Below are 15,596 nucleotides of genomic sequence, written 5' to 3'. Positions count from 1 at the left end.
TGAGGTTGCGTCAGTGTGCTTGTTCTACTGCGGCGAAACCCGGCACGTAGGCCTTGATCGCGCCCAGCAGTTCTTCCTTGCTGAAAGGCTTGGTCAAAAACTGATCGACACCGACGATACGCCCCTTGGCCTTGTCGAACAGGCCGTCCTTGGAAGACAGCATGATCACCGGGATCGACTTGAACGCCGGGTTGTTCTTCACCAGGGCGCACGTCTGATAGCCATCCAGGCGCGGCATCATGATGTCGACAAAGATAATGTGCGGGTGATGATCCACAATCCGGGCCAGGGCATCGAAACCATCGATGGCCGTGATGACATCGCAGCCCACGTTCTTCAACAGGGTTTCGGCGGTGCGGCGGATCGTTTTCGAATCGTCGATCACCATCACTCTCAAGGCGTTGGAATGCTGTTCCATATCTGCTCTACCATCGCCACAGCGAATCGGTTTTCGGTGTGTACGGCCTGATACTGCCCAGGATGAGCGTCACAAGCCTTGGAATTCAGGGGCTGCTGCGCCGTGGCAGTCTTTTTAGCACAGTCTCGTGGAGCAATCTATCGAGCGACCCGCCAGGTGGTTTTTCCTTGACCCACAACAGTCGCAGCGCCACTCTGACGCCACTTTTATGCGCCCTAATTTGCTAGAGGAAATCCCCCATGAGCGTTCGCGTCGGCATTGTCATGGACCCTATCGCCAGCATTTCCTATAAAAAGGACAGCTCGCTGGCCATGCTCCTGGCCGCCCAGGCCCGCGGCTGGAGCCTGTTCTATATGGAACAGCGCGACCTTTACCAGGGCGACGGCGAGGCGCGTGCGCGGATGCGTCCGCTCGAGGTGTTCGCCAACCCTGAAAAGTGGTTCGAGCTGCAAGACGAAATCGACAGCCCCCTGAGCGACCTGGACGTGATCCTGATGCGCAAGGACCCGCCGTTCGACATGGAATTCGTCTACTCCACCTACCTGCTGGAGCAGGCCGAGCGCGCCGGCGTGCTGATCGTCAACAAGCCGCAGAGCCTGCGCGACTGCAATGAGAAGCTGTTCGCCACGCTGTTCCCGCACTGCACGCCGCCGACCGTGGTCAGCCGCCGCGCCGATGTGCTGCGCGAATTCGCCGCCAAGCACGGCGATGTGATCCTCAAACCGCTGGACGGCATGGGCGGCACCTCGATCTTCCGCCACCGCGCCGGCGACCCGAACCTGTCGGTGATCCTCGAAACCCTGACCGCCCTGGGCACCCAGCAGATCATGGGCCAGGCTTATCTGCCGGCGATCAAGGACGGCGACAAGCGCATCCTGATGATCGACGGCGAACCGGTGGATTATTGCCTGGCGCGCATCCCGGCAGCCGGCGAGACCCGCGGCAACCTGGCGGCCGGCGGTCGTGGCGAAGCCCGGCCTTTGTCGGACAAGGACCGCTGGATTGCTTCCCAGGTCGGCCCGACCCTGCGGGAAAAAGGTTTGCTGTTCGTAGGCCTCGACGTAATTGGTGAACACCTCACCGAAATCAACGTCACCAGCCCGACCTGTATTCGCGAGATCGACAATGCATTTGGCACGAACATCGGCGAAATGCTGATGGCCGCGATTGAGCGCAAGCTACAAGCCAAGTGACATAGAACAGCCGGACACCCGCCAACATTGCGTTATCATGCGCCACCTGTGAAACACGCGATGTTGGTTTTCTTGTCATGACACTCCCGTCCGATCTGCCCTTCGAACCCTCCCCCAGCGGCGTGCGCCCGGCTGATCGGCTCGGATTTACCCTGTTTCTCGCGGCATTGATCCACCTGGCGCTGATCCTCGGCGTGGGTTTCACCATGGTCGAACCCAAGCAAATCACCAAGACCCTGGAAATCACCCTCGCCACGTTCAAGAGCGAAAAGAAGCCCGAGAAGGCCGATTTTCTCGCCCAGGACAATCAGCAAGGCAGCGGCACGCTGGACAAGAAAGCCGTGCCCAAGACCACCGAAGTGGCGCCGTTCCAGGACAACAAGGTAAATAAAGTCTCCCCGCCACCGACGCCCAAGCCCGAAGTCCCCCAGGCCGCGCCCAAGCCTGTGGTGACCACCGTCGCGCCGAAACCGCAAAAAGCCGCGACCCAGCGCGAGAAAACCAAGACCGAACCGCGACCCGAGCCCGTCAAGCCGGCGCCGACCTTCGACAGCTCGCAGCTCTCCGACCAGATCTCCAGCCTCGAAGCCGAACTGGCCAATGAGCAACAGCTGTACGCCAAGCGCCCGCGCATCTACCGCCTGAACGCGGCGTCCACCATGCGCGACAAAGGCGCCTGGTATAAGGACGAGTGGCGCAAGAAGGTCGAGCGCATCGGCAACCTCAACTACCCGGACGAGGCCCGCCGCCAGCAGATCTACGGCAATTTGCGCTTGCTGGTGTCGATCAACCGCGACGGCACGTTATATGAAGTGCAGGTACTCGAATCGTCCGGCCAGCCGCTGCTGGACCAGGCCGCCCAGCGCATCGTGCGCCTGGCCGCGCCCTTTGCGCCGTTCAGCGGCGACCTGAATGACGTGGACCGCCTGGAAATCATCCGCACCTGGCGGTTTGCCAAGGGCGATCGCCTGTCCAGCAACTGATAACCCCAATCAACACCAATCACTGTAGGAGCGAGCTTGCTCGCGAAAAACTTGAGAGCGACGCGGTTCTACCTGGAGCACTTCGTTATCGTTGGCGTTTTTCGCGAGCAAGCTCGCTCCTACAGAAAAGGCGACGGCGCTGTATTCGGATCACTCCCAGCTTGTCAGTTCGCCCCTCCAACGCCACACTAGCGGACATGAAAAATGTCAGCCCGACCTACCTCAAGCACCAATTCCTGATCGCCATGCCCCATATGGCCGACCCGAACTTTGCGCAGACCTTGACCTACATTGTCGAGCACACGGCCAATGGTGCCATGGGGTTGGTGGTGAACCGCCCGCAAGAGCTGAACCTGGCCGATATCCTCGAGCAACTGCGCCCGGAGATCGACCCGCCAGCCCGCTGCCAGGGCGTGCCGATCTATATCGGCGGGCCGGTGCAGACCGATCGCGGCTTCGTGCTGCACCCGACCGGGCCGAAATTCCAGGCCACGGTGGACCTCGACGGCGTGTCGCTGTCCACATCCCAGGACGTGTTGTTCGCCATCGCCGACGGCGTCGGCCCCGAACAGAGCGTGATCACCCTCGGCTACGCTGGCTGGGAAGCCGGGCAACTGGAGGCCGAGCTGGCCAGTAACGCCTGGCTGACCTGCCCCTACGATGCCGACATTCTGTTCAACACTGCCGCCGAGCTGCGCCTGGACGCGGCCGCGGCCAAGCTGCGGGTCAACCTCAGCCTGCTGACCAGCCAGGCGGGGCACGCCTGATGGCCTTGCGTCTGATCCTCGGTTTTGACTACGGCACCAAACAGATCGGCGTCGCTGTCGGCCAGGTCATCACTGGCCAGGCCCGCGAGCTGTGTACCTTGAAAGCCCAGAACGGCATACCGGACTGGAACCAGGTCGAAGCCCTGATCAAGGAGTGGAAGCCCGACGCGGTGGTGGTCGGCCTGCCCTTGAACATGGACGGCACCCCCAGCGACATGTGCCTGCGCGCCGAAAAGTTCGCGCGCCGCCTCAACGGCCGCTACAACCTGCCTTTTTATACCCACGACGAGCGCCTGACGACCTTCGAAGCCAAGGGTGAGCGCCGCGACCGTGGCGGGCAGAAAGGCAGCTACCGCGACAACCCAGTGGACGCCATCGCCGCGGCCTTGCTGTTGCAGGGTTGGCTGGATGAAAACACCGCGTTATTTGAATCCTGACTGACGCGGCTTGCCGCGTCTTTTTACGTTTGAGCCCGGTCCTTGCTGGCAAACCCTGCCGCGCAAGGCCTTGAAGGAGCGACCATGAGCCTGCCAAACCCCGCCGAACTGATCAGCCAGATGGCGATTCGCCTCAAGGCCCACCTGAAACACCGTGGCATCAGCGAGCCGCGCTTCATCGGCATTCGCACGGGTGGCGTGTGGGTGGCCCAGGCGCTGCTGCAAGAGCTGGGCAACGATTCGCCGCTGGGTACGCTGGATGTGTCCTTCTACCGCGACGACTTCAGCCAGAACGGCCTGCACCCGCAAGTGCGCCCGTCGGCCCTGCCGTTCGAGATCGAAGGCCAGCACCTGGTGCTGATCGACGACGTGCTGATGAGCGGCCGCACCGTCCGCGCCGCGCTGAACGAGCTGTTCGACTACGGCCGCCCCGCCAGCGTGACGCTGGTCTGCCTGCTGGACCTGGACGCCGGCGAGCTGCCGATCAGCCCGGATGTGGTCGGCGCGACCCTGTCGCTTTCAGCCCAGCAGCGGGTAAAATTGTCCGGTCCCACGCCGCTCGTACTCGAACTGCAAGACCTTGCCCTTTAAACCGCCTTGTAAAGAGTCCCCGCGATGACGCCTCTAGATGCCAAGCGCCCGCTGCAGCTCAATGCTCAGGGCCAGCTGCAACACTTCTTGTCCCTCGACGGTTTGCCCCGCGAACTGCTCACCGAAATCCTCGACACCGCCGACTCGTTCCTCGAAGTCGGTGGCCGCGCGGTGAAGAAGGTCCCGCTGCTGCGCGGCAAGACCATCTGCAATGTGTTCTTCGAGAACTCCACGCGCACCCGCACCACCTTCGAACTGGCGGCCCAGCGCCTGTCGGCCGACGTGATCACACTGAACGTGTCGACCTCGTCGGCGAGCAAGGGCGAGACCCTGCTCGACACCCTGCGCAACCTTGAAGCGATGGCCGCCGACATGTTCGTGGTGCGCCACGGCGACTCCGGCGCCGCACACTTCATCGCCGAGCACGTCTGCCCGCAGGTGGCGATCATCAACGGCGGCGACGGCCGTCACGCCCACCCGACCCAGGGCATGCTCGACATGCTCACCATCCGTCGGCACAAAGGCAGCTTTGAAAACCTCTCGGTGGCCATCGTCGGCGACATCCTGCACTCGCGGGTAGCGCGCTCGAACATGCTGGCCCTGAAAACCCTGGGTTGCCCGGATATCCGCGTGATCGCGCCGAAAACCCTGCTGCCGATCGGCATCGAGCAGTACGGCGTGAAGGTCTACACCGACATGACCGAAGGCCTCAAGGATGTGGACGTGGTGATCATGCTGCGCCTGCAACGCGAACGCATGTCCGGTGGCCTGTTGCCGAGCGAAGGCGAGTTCTACCGCCTGTTCGGCCTGACCACCACGCGTCTGGCCGGAGCCAAGCCGGATGCCATCGTGATGCACCCGGGGCCGATCAACCGAGGGGTGGAGATCGAATCGGCGGTGGCCGACGGCAACCAGTCGGTGATTCTCAACCAGGTGACCTACGGCATCGCCATACGCATGGCGGTGCTGTCCATGGCCATGAGCGGGCAAACCGCGCAACGTCAATTCGAGCAGGAGAAGGCCCAGTGAAGCTCAGCATTCTCGGCGCCCGCGTCATTGATCCGGCCAGTGGCCTGGATCAAGTCACCGATCTTCATCTGGAAGCCGGCAAGATCATCGCCATCGGCGCTGCGCCCGCTGGCTTCAGCGCCAGTGAGACCCTCGACGCCAAGGGCCTGGTGGCCGCGCCTGGCCTGGTCGACCTGAACGTCGCCCTGCGCGAGCCGGGTTACAGCCGCAAAGGCAACATCACCAGCGAAACCCGCGCCGCCGCCGCCGGTGGCGTCACCAGCCTGTGCTGCCCGCCGCACACCAAACCGGTGCTGGACACCTCGGCCGTGGCCGAGCTGATCCTCGACCGCGCCCGCGAAGCCGGCAATTGCAAAGTGTTCCCCATCGGCGCCCTGAGCAAAGGCCTGGAAGGCGAGCAACTGGCCGAACTGATCGCGCTGCGCGATGCCGGTTGCGTGGCCTTCGGCAACGGCCTGGAGAGTTTCCGCAGCACCCGCACGCTGTGCCGTGCCCTGGAATACGCGGCCACCTTCGACCTGACGGTGATCTTCCACTCCCAGGACCGCGACCTGGCCGAAGGCGGCCTGGCCCATGAAGGCGCCGTGGCCAGCTTCCTCGGCCTGCCGGGCATCCCGGAGACCGCGGAAACCGTGGCCCTGGCCCGCGATCTGCTGCTGGTGGAACAAAGCGGCGTGCGCGCGCACTTCAGCCAACTGACCAGCGCCCGCGGCGTGGCCCTGATCGCCCAGGCCCAGGCCCGCGGCTTGCCGGTGACGGCGGACGTGGCGCTGTATCAGTTGATCCTGACGGACGAGGCGCTGACCGACTTCTCCAGCCTGTATCACGTACAACCGCCGCTGCGCACCCGTGCCGACCGCGAGGGTTTGCGTGCGGCGGTGAAGTCCGGTGTGGTGTCGGCGATTTCCAGCCATCACCAGCCCCACGAGCGCGATGCCAAGCTGGCACCGTTCGGCGCGACCGAGCCGGGTATCAGCAGCGTCGAGCTGTTGCTGCCGTTGGCGATGACGCTGGTGGAGGATGGCTTGCTCGACCTGCCGACGCTGCTGGCGCGCCTGAGTGCAGGCCCTGCCGAAGCCTTGCGCCTGCCGGCGGGTAAGTTGGCGGTGGGGGCAGCGGCGGACCTGGTGCTGTTCGATCCGGCCAGCTCGACGATTGCCGGCGAGCACTGGCTGTCCAAGGGCGAAAACTGCCCGTTCATCGGCCATAGCCTGCCGGCGAGCGTGCGCTACACCCTGGTGGACGGACGCATCAGCTACCAGGCCTAAAGCGGGCTCGGTAAAAAATGTGGGAGGGGGCTTGCCCCCGATGGCGGTGGACCAGTCAGCTTATCTGTAGCTGACCCACTGCTATCGGGGGCAAGCCCCCTCCCACATTGGGTTCTCTATAGAGCTTGAGAGATCAGCGCCCGCCTCTTAGCTCGGCGTTACGGATCGATATCTGCGTATTCAACGTCCAGAAGTCATACAGCACCCCCACCAGGAACAGGCCGCCGGTCAGCAGGTACAGCAGGCCGGTGATCCATTTGCCCTGGTACATCCGGTGTACGCCGAACACCCCGAGAAACGCCAACAGAATCCAGGCCACGTTGTATTCGATCGGGCCGGCGGTAAAACGCAGGTCGGCTTCACGGTCCATCGCCGGAATCAGGAACAAGTCGATCAGCCAGCCAATACCCAGCAAGCCCAACGTGAAAAACCAGATCGTCCCGGTGACGGGTTTGCCGTAATAGAAGCGATGCGCCCCGGTAAAACCAAAAATCCAGAGCAGGTAACCGATCACCTTGCTGTGGGTGTCTTGCTGCGAAACATCCTGTCGATAGGTGTTCATGGCGTACCTCTTTTGCTGCGATAGATAAATTTTTTCACTTTCTTTGTGACTTTTTTACATGCACCCGACGTATGGCCGATGGTATCTTCGCTCCCCTGAAAGCCTGATGCCACCTGACTTGTGTAAGACAATTGCGGCGATTCGTCGCGTATTTCCTGAGTTTGACCCCAAGGTTCAGTCGACAAACGGCCTGAGAACGACACAAAAAGCTGTTATAAAGTTGCGCGCAAACCCATAAGAGCCACGCCTAATGCGACCATTTTTCAAGACATGGCTAACCATTTGCCTATTAATGCCACTGGCCGCCCACGCCACCAATCGTGAGCAACGACTTCCTAACGTCAACGGCTTCACCCCGAAAGTCCACAGCACACCCAGCACGGCCAAATCCGTAAAGCCTACCGTCAGCCGCCCGACTCAACTGAGCAAGGCCCACGGTAAGGCAACACCCGGCCTGATGGCGGGTAACACCAAGCAAAGCAGCACCGTCCTCAGCCGCGCCGTGAATGTGCTCGGTACACCTTATCGTTGGGGCGGCAGCAGCCCAAGTAAAGGGTTCGACTGCAGCGGCCTGGTAAAATATGCATTCAACGACGTTGCCGCGGTGGATTTGCCACGCACCTCCAACGCCATGGCCGCCGGCCACGGGCAGAAGGTTGACCGCAAGGACTTGAAGCCGGGCGACCTGCTGTTCTTCAAACTGAAGAGCCGCCGGGTTAACCACGTTGCCATCTACCTGGGCAACGACCGCTTTATCCACGCACCGCGCCGTGGCAAGTCGGTCAGCATCGATACCCTGAAGAAGCCGTTCTGGGACAAGAACTACGTGATCGCCAAGCGGGTTCTGCCGAAAGAACAGAACAACCTGCGGATCGTCCAACGCTGATCTGACGCTGGAATACAGTACCCATGTGGGAGGGGCTTGCCCCTCCCTCATTTGATTTCATTGCCCACAAGTCTCATATGTCTGTAGGCACCCTCGCCTTCTCCCGCGCCGCCTCCCGGCTGATCACGCCCTGCGTGACCAAGGCCTTCAAGCGCATATCCAACGTCTGCATCCCCGATGCGCCACCGGTCTGAATCGCCGATACGATCTGCGCCACCTTGTCTTCGCGGATCAAATTGCGAATGGCGGGCGTACACAGCATGATTTCATGGGCCGCCACGCGCCCGCCGCCGATCTTCTTGACCAGCACCTGGGACACCACCGCCTGCAGCGACTCCGAGAGCATCGAGCGGACCATCGGTTTTTCTCCCACCGGAAACACGTCCACCAGGCGATCCACGGTCTTGGCCGCCGATGCGGTGTGCAGGGTGCCGAAGACCAGATGCCCGGTCTCAGCCGCCGTCAGCGCCAGGCGGATGGTTTCCAGGTCACGCAGTTCACCCACCAGGATCACATCCGGGTCTTGCCGCAGTGCCGAACGCAAGGCCGCCGAAAAACTGTGGGTGTCGCGGTGCACCTGGCGCTGGTTGATCAGGGCCCGGCAGGGCTGGTGGATGAATTCGATGGGGTCTTCCAAGGTGAGGATGTGCTGGCGCCGGTGCTGGTTGAGGTGATCGATCAGCGCCGCCAGGGTGGTCGACTTGCCCGAACCGGTGGGCCCGGTCACCAGCACCAGGCCGCGCGGCAGTTGGGCGATACGTTGGAACACCGCGCCCAACCCAAGGCTTTCCAGGCTCTGGACCTGGGCGGGGATGTTGCGAAACACCGCGCCCATGCCACGTGCCTGCTGGAACACATTCACCCGGAATCGCCCGACACCGGGCAGTTCGAAGGCGAAATCCGTTTCAAGAGATGTTTCGAAATCCTTTTGTTGGTACTGGTTGAGCAAAGGGCTGAGCAAATCCGCCACATGCGTGGGTGACAGCACTGGCCCATCCAGGGACCAGACCTCGCCATCCATCCGCAGCATCGGTGCGAGGCCGGCCGACAGGTGCAGGTCGGAGGCGCCCCGGCGCACGCTGTGCGTGAGTAATTCAGTGATATCCATAGGGCTTTCCATTTCCAGTAGAATGCCGCGGACTCCATATCCACGGGCGCATCTTGAATGTCGACGATAGCAGACAACATTGGCCAGGTTCGCCAGCGCATCCGCGCCGCAGCCGACGCCGTGCAACGTGACGCAAACAGCATCCACCTGCTGGCCGTGAGCAAGACCAAGCCCGCGCAAGCCGTGCGCGAAGCCTATGCCGCCGGGATGTGCGATTTCGGCGAAAACTACCTGCAGGAAGCCTTGGGCAAACAGGCCGAATTAACCGACCTGCCCTTGAGTTGGCACTTCATCGGCCCCATTCAATCGAACAAGACTCGCGCGATCGCCGAGAACTTCGCTTGGGTGCATTCCGTGGACCGCCTGAAAATCGCACAACGCCTGTCCGAACAACGCCCGGCCGACCTGGCGCCGCTGAACATCTGCATCCAGGTCAACGTCAGTGGCGAAGCCAGCAAGTCCGGCTGCACGCCCGCCGACCTGCCGGCGCTGGCCAACGCGATCAGCGCCCTGCCGCGCTTGAAGTTGCGCGGTTTGATGGCGATCCCTGAACCGACCGAAGACCGCGCCGCACAGGATGCAGCGTTCGCCGCCGTCCGCGACCTGCAGGCCAGTTTGAACCTGCCGCTCGACACACTTTCCATGGGCATGAGCCACGACCTCGAGTCGGCCATCGCCCAAGGCGCCACCTGGGTGCGGATCGGTACCGCCCTGTTTGGCGCCCGCGACTACGGTCAGCCGTGAAATGGCCGACTTCCCACTGAATAAGGACCTGTCATGAGCAACACGCGTATTGCCTTTATCGGCGCCGGCAACATGGCGGCCAGCCTGATCGGCGGCCTGCGGGCCAAGGGCCTGCAAGCCCAACAGATCCGCGCCAGCGATCCGGGCGCCGAAACCCGCGCCCGCGTCAGCGCCGAACACGGTATCGACACCTTCGCCGACAACGCCGAGGCCATCCAGGGCGTCGACGTGATCGTGCTGGCGGTCAAGCCGCAAGCCATGAAAGCCGTGTGCGAAAGCCTGCGCCCGAGCCTGCAGCCGCACCAGTTGGTGGTGTCCATCGCCGCCGGCATCACCTGCGCCAGCATGAACCGCTGGCTCGGCGCCCAGCCCATCGTGCGCTGCATGCCCAACACCCCGGCGCTGCTGCGCAAAGGCGTGAGCGGTTTGTATGCCACCGCCCAGGTGAGCGCCGAACAGCGCGACCAGGCCCAGGAACTGCTGTCCGCCGTGGGCATCGCCCTGTGGCTGGAACAGGAAGAGCAACTGGACGCGGTGACCGCCGTCTCCGGCAGCGGCCCGGCCTACTTCTTCCTGCTGATCGAAGCCATGACCGCCGCCGGCGTGAAACTGGGCCTGAGCCGGGACATCGCCGAGCAACTGGCCGCGCAAACCGCCCTGGGCGCCGCGCAGATGGCCGTGACCAGCGACGTGGATGCCGCCGAACTGCGCCGCCGCGTGACATCCCCCGGCGGCACCACGCAAGCCGCCATTGAATCGTTCCAGGCCGGGGGCTTCGAAGCCCTGGTGGAAAAAGCACTGGGTGCCGCGGCACATCGTTCGGCCGAGATGGCCGAGCAACTGGGCAAATAGTCGTCCCCAACCTGCAACTGGACTAGATAGGAATCGAACATGCTCGGAATCAATGACGCTGCCATTTTCATCATCCAGACCCTGGGCAGCCTGTACCTGCTGATCGTGCTGATGCGCTTTATCCTGCAACTGGTGCGGGCGAACTTCTACAACCCGCTGTGCCAGTTCGTGGTGAAGGCCACCCAGCCGCTGCTCAAGCCCCTGCGCCGGGTGATCCCGAGCCTGTTCGGGCTGGACATGTCCTCGCTGGTGCTGGCGCTGCTGCTGCAGATCCTGCTGTTCGCGGTGATCCTGATGCTCAACGGCTACCAGGCCTTGACCCTGCTGCTGCTGCCATGGGCGCTGATCGGGGTTTTCTCGCTGTTTTTGAAGATCCTCTTCTGGTCGATGATCATCAGCGTGATCCTCTCGTGGGTCGCACCCGGCAGCCGCAGCCCTGGAGCCGAGCTGGTCGCGCAGATCACCGAACCGGTGCTGGCGCCGTTCCGCCGGTTGATCCCCAACCTGGGCGGTCTGGACATCTCGCCGATCTTCGCGTTTATCGCGATCCAGCTCCTGCAAAGCTGGGTGATCCCGCGCCTGGCGTTCTATGCATTCATGCCCAAAGAGCTGTTCGGGCTGATCTGATTCGGCCCCGCTTGCGTGTCAGGGCCGGATAACCTCCGGCCTTTGCTTGCCGCTAGGGGCAGCGGTCTTTAGACTTACGCCTCATTTAAACGAGAGCAGGGTCGATGCCAGCTGCCTTTCCCCCCGATTCTGTTGGACTGGTCGTGCCCCAAATGGCGCACTTCAGCGAACCACTGGCCCTGGCCTGCGGACGTTCGCTGCCAGCCTACGACCTGATCTATGAAACCTACGGCCAGTTGAACGCCACGGCGAGCAACGCCGTGCTGATCTGCCACGCCTTGTCCGGCCATCATCACGCCGCGGGCTTCCACAGCGTCGACGAGCGCAAGCCCGGCTGGTGGGACAGCTGCATCGGCCCCGGCAAGCCCATCGATACCAACAAGTTCTTTGTGGTCAGCCTGAACAACCTCGGCGGCTGCAACGGCTCGACCGGCCCCAGCAGCCTCAACCCGGAAACCGGCAAGCCCTTCGGCGCCGACTTCCCGGTACTGACCGTGGAAGACTGGGTCCACAGCCAGGCGCGCCTGGCCGACCGGCTGGGCATCCAGCAATGGGCCGCCGTGATCGGCGGCAGCCTCGGCGGCATGCAGGCCCTGCAGTGGACCATCACTTACCCCGATCGCGTGCGCCATTGCCTGGCCATCGCCTCGGCCCCCAAGTTGTCGGCGCAGAACATCGCCTTCAACGAAGTGGCGCGCCAGGCGATCCTGACCGACCCGGACTTCCACGGCGGCTCGTTCCAGGAAGCCGGCGTGATCCCCAAGCGCGGCTTGATGCTGGCGCGGATGGTTGGGCATATCACCTACCTGTCCGACGATTCCATGGGCGAGAAATTCGGCCGCGGCCTCAAGAGCGAGAAACTCAACTACGATTTCCACAGCGTCGAGTTCCAGGTGGAAAGCTACCTGCGCTATCAGGGCGAAGAGTTCTCCGGGCGGTTTGACGCCAACACCTACCTGCTGATGACCAAGGCCCTGGACTACTTCGACCCGGCCGCCAACTTCGACGACGACCTGGCGAAAACCTTCGAGGGCGCGTCGGCCAAGTTCTGCGTGATGTCGTTCACCACCGACTGGCGCTTCTCGCCGGCCCGCTCGCGGGAACTGGTGGATGCCTTGATGGCGGCGAAGAAAGACGTCTGCTACCTGGAAATCGATGCTCCGCAAGGCCACGACGCCTTCCTGATCCCGATTCCTCGTTATCTGCAGGCGTTCAGTAACTACATGAACCGCATAACTCTGTGAGAACGCCATGAGAGCCGACCTGGAAATCATCCAAGACTGGATACCCGCCGGCAGCCGCGTGCTCGACCTTGGCTGCGGCAATGGCGAACTGCTGAGCTGGCTGCGCGACAACAAGCAAGTCACCGGCTATGGCCTGGAAAACGACCCGGACAACATCGCCGAGTGCGTGGCCAAGGGCATCAACGTGATCGAGCAGGACCTGGACAAGGGCCTGGGCAACTTTGCCAGCAACAGCTTCGACGTCGTGGTGATGACCCAGGCCCTGCAGGCGGTGCATTACCCGGACCGCATCCTCGACGAAATGCTGCGCGTCGGCCGCCAGTGCATCATCACCTTCCCCAACTTCGGTCACTGGCGCTGCCGCTGGTACCTGGCCACCAAGGGCCGCATGCCGGTGTCGGATTTCCTGCCGTACACGTGGTACAACACGCCGAACATCCACTTTTGCACCTTCGAAGACTTCGAAGCCCTGTGTGGCGAGCGGGAAGCCAAGGTGATCAACCGCCTTGCCGTCGATCAACAGCACCGCCACGGCTGGGCGAGTAAACTATGGCCCAACCTGTTGGGTGAAATCGGGATTTACCGGGTCAGCAGCCCGGGCCTGACAGACCACAAGATCGCCGTCTAACTATTTTCGAGGAAGACGAATATGAGACGCCTGGCTGTATTTCTACTCACCGCGTGCCTGGGCGTCAGCGCCATGGCCGCCGATGCCATCGACAGTAAGCGCCAGAAGGAATTTGGCGATATCACCGTACACTACAACACCTTCACCTCCAGCTTCCTGCAACCCGATACGGCCCAGGCTGTCGGCGTGGTACGCAGCAAGAACAAGGGCTTGATCAACGTGACCGTGATCAAGGGCGTGACGCCCGTGGCCGCGCAAGTGACCGGCACGATCAAAGACCTGAGCGGCAGGAGCGAAATCCTGACGTTCAAGCAGATTACCGAAAAAGGTGCGATCTATTACCTCGCGCCCTACAACGTACCGCAACAGGAAGTGCGGGTTTTCACCATCAACGTTGAAACCGGCGGCAAGGCCCATGGTTTCCAATTCAACCAGGAACTGTTTCCGGCGGACTGATGAACCTGACTCAACTCGTGCTGGCCAGCCATAACGCCGGCAAACTCAAAGAACTCCAGGCCATGCTCGGCGAGTCCGTGCAACTGCGCTCGATCGGCGAGTTCAGCCAGGTCGAGCCCGAAGAAACGGGCCTGTCGTTCGTCGAGAACGCCATCCTCAAGGCGCGCAATGCCGCGCGCCTGTCCGGCCTGCCGGCGCTGGCGGACGACTCGGGCCTGGCGGTGGACTTCCTCGGCGGCGCCCCCGGTATCTATTCGGCGCGCTATGCCGACGGCAAAGGCGACGCGGCGAACAACGCCAAGCTGCTCGACGTGCTCAAGGACGTGCCGGATGCCGAGCGTGGCGCGCAGTTCGTCTGCGTGCTGGCCCTGGTGCGACATGCCGACGATCCGTTGCCGATCCTCTGCGAAGGCCTGTGGCACGGGCGCATCCTGCATGCAGCCAGCGGCGCGCATGGGTTTGGCTACGACCCGCTGTTCTGGGTGCCGGAGCGCGATGTCTCCAGCGCCGAACTGAGCCCGGCCGACAAAAACCAGATCAGCCACCGCGCCCGCGCCATGGCTTTGCTGCGCCAGCGCCTGGGCTTGAAATGACCCAGAACACCTCCGCGCAGCCGCTGATCCACGGCGGCGCGCAAACACCACGGGCGGCCCTGCCCCATCTGCCGCCCCTGGCGCTGTACATCCACATCCCGTGGTGCGTGCGCAAATGCCCTTATTGCGACTTCAACTCCCACACCGCCAGCCCCGTGTTGCCGGAAGAAGAGTACGTCGATGCGCTGCTGGCCGACCTCGATCAGGACCTGCACGCGGTTTATGGCAGGGAACTGAGTTCGATCTTCTTCGGTGGCGGCACGCCGAGCCTGTTCAGTGCCGCCGCGCTGGGCCGTCTGCTCAAGGGCGTGGAAGCGCGCATCCCGTTTGCCGACGACATCGAGATCACCCTGGAAGCCAACCCGGGAACGTTCGAGCAAGAGAAGTTCGTGGCGTACCGCAAGCTGGGGATCAACCGCCTGTCCATCGGCATCCAGAGCTTCCAGCAGGAAAAACTCGCGGCCCTGGGCCGTATCCACAACGGCGATGAAGCCGTGCGCGCCGCCGGCATGGCGCGCCAGGCCGGGTTCGACAACTTCAACCTGGACCTGATGCATGGCTTGCCCGATCAGTCCCTGGACGACGCTCTGAGCGACCTGCGCCAGGCCATCGCGCTCAAACCGACCCATTTGTCGTGGTACCAACTGACCCTGGAGCCCAACACCGTATTCTGGAACCAGCCGCCGACGCTGCCGGAAGACGACACCCTGTGGGATATCCAGGAAGCCGGCCAGGCGCTGCTGGCCGAACACGGTTACGCGCAATATGAAGTCTCGGCCTATGCGCAACCGGGGCGAGCGGCGCGACATAACCTCAACTACTGGAGCTTCGGCGACTTCATCGGCATCGGTGCCGGCGCCCATGGCAAGCTCAGCCACCCGGACGGGCGCATCGTCCGCACCTGGAAGACCCGCGCACCGAAGGACTACCTCAACCCGGCCAAAAGCTTCCTGGCCGGCACGAACGCGCTGACCAACGAAGAGCTGCCGTTCGAGTTCCTGATGAACGCCCTGCGCCTCACCGAAGGCGTCGACGCCAAGCTCTACGCCGAACGCACCGGGCTGGCGCTGGCAAGCCTCGCGCAAGGCCGCACCGAGGCAGAACAAAGTGGCTTAATGCAGGTCGAACCGTCACGCCTGGCGGCGACTGACCGCGGGCAACTCTTTCTCAATGACCTGTTGCAGAAGTTTTTGAGCTGATCGCTCTTAAG

At 62.8% G+C, this 15,596-nt stretch carries 19 protein-coding genes; 16 read left to right on the top strand and 3 right to left on the bottom strand.

Annotated elements, in window-relative coordinates; genetic code table 11:
* Positions 1–10 precede the first annotated feature (10 nt).
* The gene (pilG, locus tag C8K66_RS11670; protein WP_010564379.1) at positions 11–418 is read right to left on the bottom strand and encodes a twitching motility response regulator PilG; all 408 of its coding nucleotides are present in this window, start codon (positions 416–418) and stop codon (positions 11–13) included.
* 239 nt (positions 419–657) lie between these two features.
* On the opposite strand from pilG, the gene gshB reads away from it, so the two are divergent.
* From gshB to C8K66_RS11635, 7 genes are all read left to right on the top strand, one after another.
* On the top strand, positions 658–1,611 hold the full coding sequence (gene gshB / locus C8K66_RS11665; protein WP_017844998.1) for a glutathione synthase: 954 nt from the start codon (positions 658–660) through the stop codon (positions 1,609–1,611).
* A 77-nt stretch (positions 1,612–1,688) separates the two neighbouring features.
* Complete coding sequence (locus C8K66_RS11660; RefSeq protein ID WP_017844999.1) at positions 1,689–2,594, top strand: energy transducer TonB; 906 nt, start codon at positions 1,689–1,691, stop codon at positions 2,592–2,594.
* A 197-nt stretch (positions 2,595–2,791) separates the two neighbouring features.
* Positions 2,792–3,361 carry a YqgE/AlgH family protein gene (locus C8K66_RS11655; protein ID WP_017845000.1) on the top strand — a complete coding sequence of 190 codons (570 nt, stop codon included), beginning with the start codon at positions 2,792–2,794 and terminating at the stop codon, positions 3,359–3,361.
* Positions 3,361–3,798 carry a Holliday junction resolvase RuvX gene (gene ruvX / locus C8K66_RS11650; protein WP_005792259.1) on the top strand — a complete coding sequence of 146 codons (438 nt, stop codon included), beginning with the start codon at positions 3,361–3,363 and terminating at the stop codon, positions 3,796–3,798. Before C8K66_RS11655 ends, ruvX begins: the two co-directional genes overlap by 1 nt.
* 84 nt (positions 3,799–3,882) lie before the next feature.
* Entirely contained in the window at positions 3,883–4,389 is a 507-nt protein-coding gene (gene pyrR / locus C8K66_RS11645) for a bifunctional pyr operon transcriptional regulator/uracil phosphoribosyltransferase PyrR (RefSeq protein WP_017845001.1), read from the top strand.
* Between the two features lie 24 nt (positions 4,390–4,413).
* Complete coding sequence (locus C8K66_RS11640; protein ID WP_017845002.1) at positions 4,414–5,418, top strand: aspartate carbamoyltransferase catalytic subunit; 1,005 nt, start codon at positions 4,414–4,416, stop codon at positions 5,416–5,418.
* On the top strand, positions 5,415–6,686 hold the full coding sequence (locus C8K66_RS11635; protein ID WP_046381762.1) for a dihydroorotase: 1,272 nt from the start codon (positions 5,415–5,417) through the stop codon (positions 6,684–6,686). The genes C8K66_RS11640 and C8K66_RS11635 overlap by 4 nt, the downstream gene beginning before the upstream one ends.
* Before the next feature lie 133 nt (positions 6,687–6,819).
* On the opposite strand, the gene C8K66_RS11630 is transcribed toward C8K66_RS11635, so the two are convergent.
* The gene (locus C8K66_RS11630; protein ID WP_017845004.1) at positions 6,820–7,248 is read right to left on the bottom strand and encodes a TM2 domain-containing protein; all 429 of its coding nucleotides are present in this window, start codon (positions 7,246–7,248) and stop codon (positions 6,820–6,822) included.
* Positions 7,249–7,498: 250 nt separating this feature from the next.
* Between C8K66_RS11630 and C8K66_RS11625 the strand changes: the two genes are divergently transcribed.
* Entirely contained in the window at positions 7,499–8,134 is a 636-nt protein-coding gene (locus C8K66_RS11625; RefSeq protein ID WP_046381760.1) for a C40 family peptidase, read from the top strand.
* Positions 8,135–8,207: 73 nt separating this feature from the next.
* Here the strand turns inward: C8K66_RS11625 and C8K66_RS11620 are convergent, their stop codons facing one another.
* Complete coding sequence (locus tag C8K66_RS11620; RefSeq protein ID WP_108524873.1) at positions 8,208–9,242, bottom strand: type IV pilus twitching motility protein PilT; 1,035 nt, start codon at positions 9,240–9,242, stop codon at positions 8,208–8,210.
* Positions 9,243–9,299: 57 nt separating this feature from the next.
* Between C8K66_RS11620 and C8K66_RS11615 the strand changes: the two genes are divergently transcribed.
* The 8 genes from C8K66_RS11615 to hemW all read left to right on the top strand — a co-directional run bounded on the left by C8K66_RS11615 (position 9,300) and on the right by hemW (position 15,585).
* Positions 9,300–9,986, top strand: a complete 687-nt coding sequence (locus C8K66_RS11615) for a YggS family pyridoxal phosphate-dependent enzyme (protein WP_017845007.1) — start codon at positions 9,300–9,302, stop codon at positions 9,984–9,986.
* A 33-nt stretch (positions 9,987–10,019) separates the two neighbouring features.
* The gene (proC, locus tag C8K66_RS11610; protein WP_017845008.1) at positions 10,020–10,838 is read left to right on the top strand and encodes a pyrroline-5-carboxylate reductase; all 819 of its coding nucleotides are present in this window, start codon (positions 10,020–10,022) and stop codon (positions 10,836–10,838) included.
* Positions 10,839–10,877: 39 nt separating this feature from the next.
* Positions 10,878–11,465 carry a YggT family protein gene (locus C8K66_RS11605; RefSeq protein WP_017845009.1) on the top strand — a complete coding sequence of 196 codons (588 nt, stop codon included), beginning with the start codon at positions 10,878–10,880 and terminating at the stop codon, positions 11,463–11,465.
* Positions 11,466–11,569: 104 nt separating this feature from the next.
* Positions 11,570–12,709 carry a homoserine O-acetyltransferase gene (locus tag C8K66_RS11600; RefSeq protein WP_046381757.1) on the top strand — a complete coding sequence of 380 codons (1,140 nt, stop codon included), beginning with the start codon at positions 11,570–11,572 and terminating at the stop codon, positions 12,707–12,709.
* Positions 12,710–12,716: 7 nt separating this feature from the next.
* Positions 12,717–13,337 (top strand): methionine biosynthesis protein MetW, encoded by a 621-nt coding sequence (gene metW / locus C8K66_RS11595; protein WP_017845011.1) that lies wholly within the window; start codon positions 12,717–12,719, stop codon positions 13,335–13,337.
* Between the two features lie 21 nt (positions 13,338–13,358).
* Positions 13,359–13,793, top strand: coding sequence for a DUF4426 domain-containing protein (locus C8K66_RS11590; protein WP_046381756.1), 435 nt, complete (start codon positions 13,359–13,361; stop codon positions 13,791–13,793).
* Positions 13,790–14,386: an RdgB/HAM1 family non-canonical purine NTP pyrophosphatase gene (gene rdgB / locus C8K66_RS11585; protein ID WP_026139793.1), complete on the top strand. Its 597-nt coding sequence runs from the start codon at positions 13,790–13,792 to the stop codon at positions 14,384–14,386. Before C8K66_RS11590 ends, rdgB begins: the two co-directional genes overlap by 4 nt.
* Positions 14,383–15,585: a radical SAM family heme chaperone HemW gene (hemW, locus tag C8K66_RS11580; RefSeq protein ID WP_046381755.1), complete on the top strand. Its 1,203-nt coding sequence runs from the start codon at positions 14,383–14,385 to the stop codon at positions 15,583–15,585. Before rdgB ends, hemW begins: the two co-directional genes overlap by 4 nt.
* The last annotated feature ends 11 nt before the right edge of the window (positions 15,586–15,596 follow it).

Origin of the sequence: Pseudomonas sp. GV105 (assembly GCF_003058185.1) — a bacterium.
Taxonomy (GTDB): Bacteria; Pseudomonadota; Gammaproteobacteria; order Pseudomonadales; family Pseudomonadaceae; genus Aquipseudomonas; species Aquipseudomonas veronii.
Note: the sequence above shows the minus strand (reverse complement) of the source record. Positions and strands in the feature narration are given on the sequence as shown.

Bases quoted from the DNA above. Each gene is read 5' to 3' on its own strand.
- pilG (WP_010564379.1), bottom strand. From the start codon at position 418: ATGGAACAGCATTCCAACGCCTTGAGAGTGATGGTGATCGACGATTCG.
- gshB (WP_017844998.1), top strand. From the start codon at position 658: ATGAGCGTTCGCGTCGGCATTGTCATGGACCCTATCGCCAGCATTTCC.
- C8K66_RS11660 (WP_017844999.1), top strand. From the start codon at position 1,689: ATGACACTCCCGTCCGATCTGCCCTTCGAACCCTCCCCCAGCGGCGTG.
- C8K66_RS11655 (WP_017845000.1), top strand. From the start codon at position 2,792: ATGAAAAATGTCAGCCCGACCTACCTCAAGCACCAATTCCTGATCGCC.
- ruvX (WP_005792259.1), top strand. From the start codon at position 3,361: ATGGCCTTGCGTCTGATCCTCGGTTTTGACTACGGCACCAAACAGATC.
- pyrR (WP_017845001.1), top strand. From the start codon at position 3,883: ATGAGCCTGCCAAACCCCGCCGAACTGATCAGCCAGATGGCGATTCGC.
- C8K66_RS11640 (WP_017845002.1), top strand. From the start codon at position 4,414: ATGACGCCTCTAGATGCCAAGCGCCCGCTGCAGCTCAATGCTCAGGGC.
- C8K66_RS11630 (WP_017845004.1), bottom strand. From the start codon at position 7,248: ATGAACACCTATCGACAGGATGTTTCGCAGCAAGACACCCACAGCAAG.
- C8K66_RS11625 (WP_046381760.1), top strand. From the start codon at position 7,499: ATGCGACCATTTTTCAAGACATGGCTAACCATTTGCCTATTAATGCCA.
- C8K66_RS11620 (WP_108524873.1), bottom strand. From the start codon at position 9,242: ATGGATATCACTGAATTACTCACGCACAGCGTGCGCCGGGGCGCCTCC.
- C8K66_RS11615 (WP_017845007.1), top strand. From the start codon at position 9,300: ATGTCGACGATAGCAGACAACATTGGCCAGGTTCGCCAGCGCATCCGC.
- proC (WP_017845008.1), top strand. From the start codon at position 10,020: ATGAGCAACACGCGTATTGCCTTTATCGGCGCCGGCAACATGGCGGCC.
- C8K66_RS11605 (WP_017845009.1), top strand. From the start codon at position 10,878: ATGCTCGGAATCAATGACGCTGCCATTTTCATCATCCAGACCCTGGGC.
- C8K66_RS11600 (WP_046381757.1), top strand. From the start codon at position 11,570: ATGCCAGCTGCCTTTCCCCCCGATTCTGTTGGACTGGTCGTGCCCCAA.
- metW (WP_017845011.1), top strand. From the start codon at position 12,717: ATGAGAGCCGACCTGGAAATCATCCAAGACTGGATACCCGCCGGCAGC.
- C8K66_RS11590 (WP_046381756.1), top strand. From the start codon at position 13,359: ATGAGACGCCTGGCTGTATTTCTACTCACCGCGTGCCTGGGCGTCAGC.
- hemW (WP_046381755.1), top strand. From the start codon at position 14,383: ATGACCCAGAACACCTCCGCGCAGCCGCTGATCCACGGCGGCGCGCAA.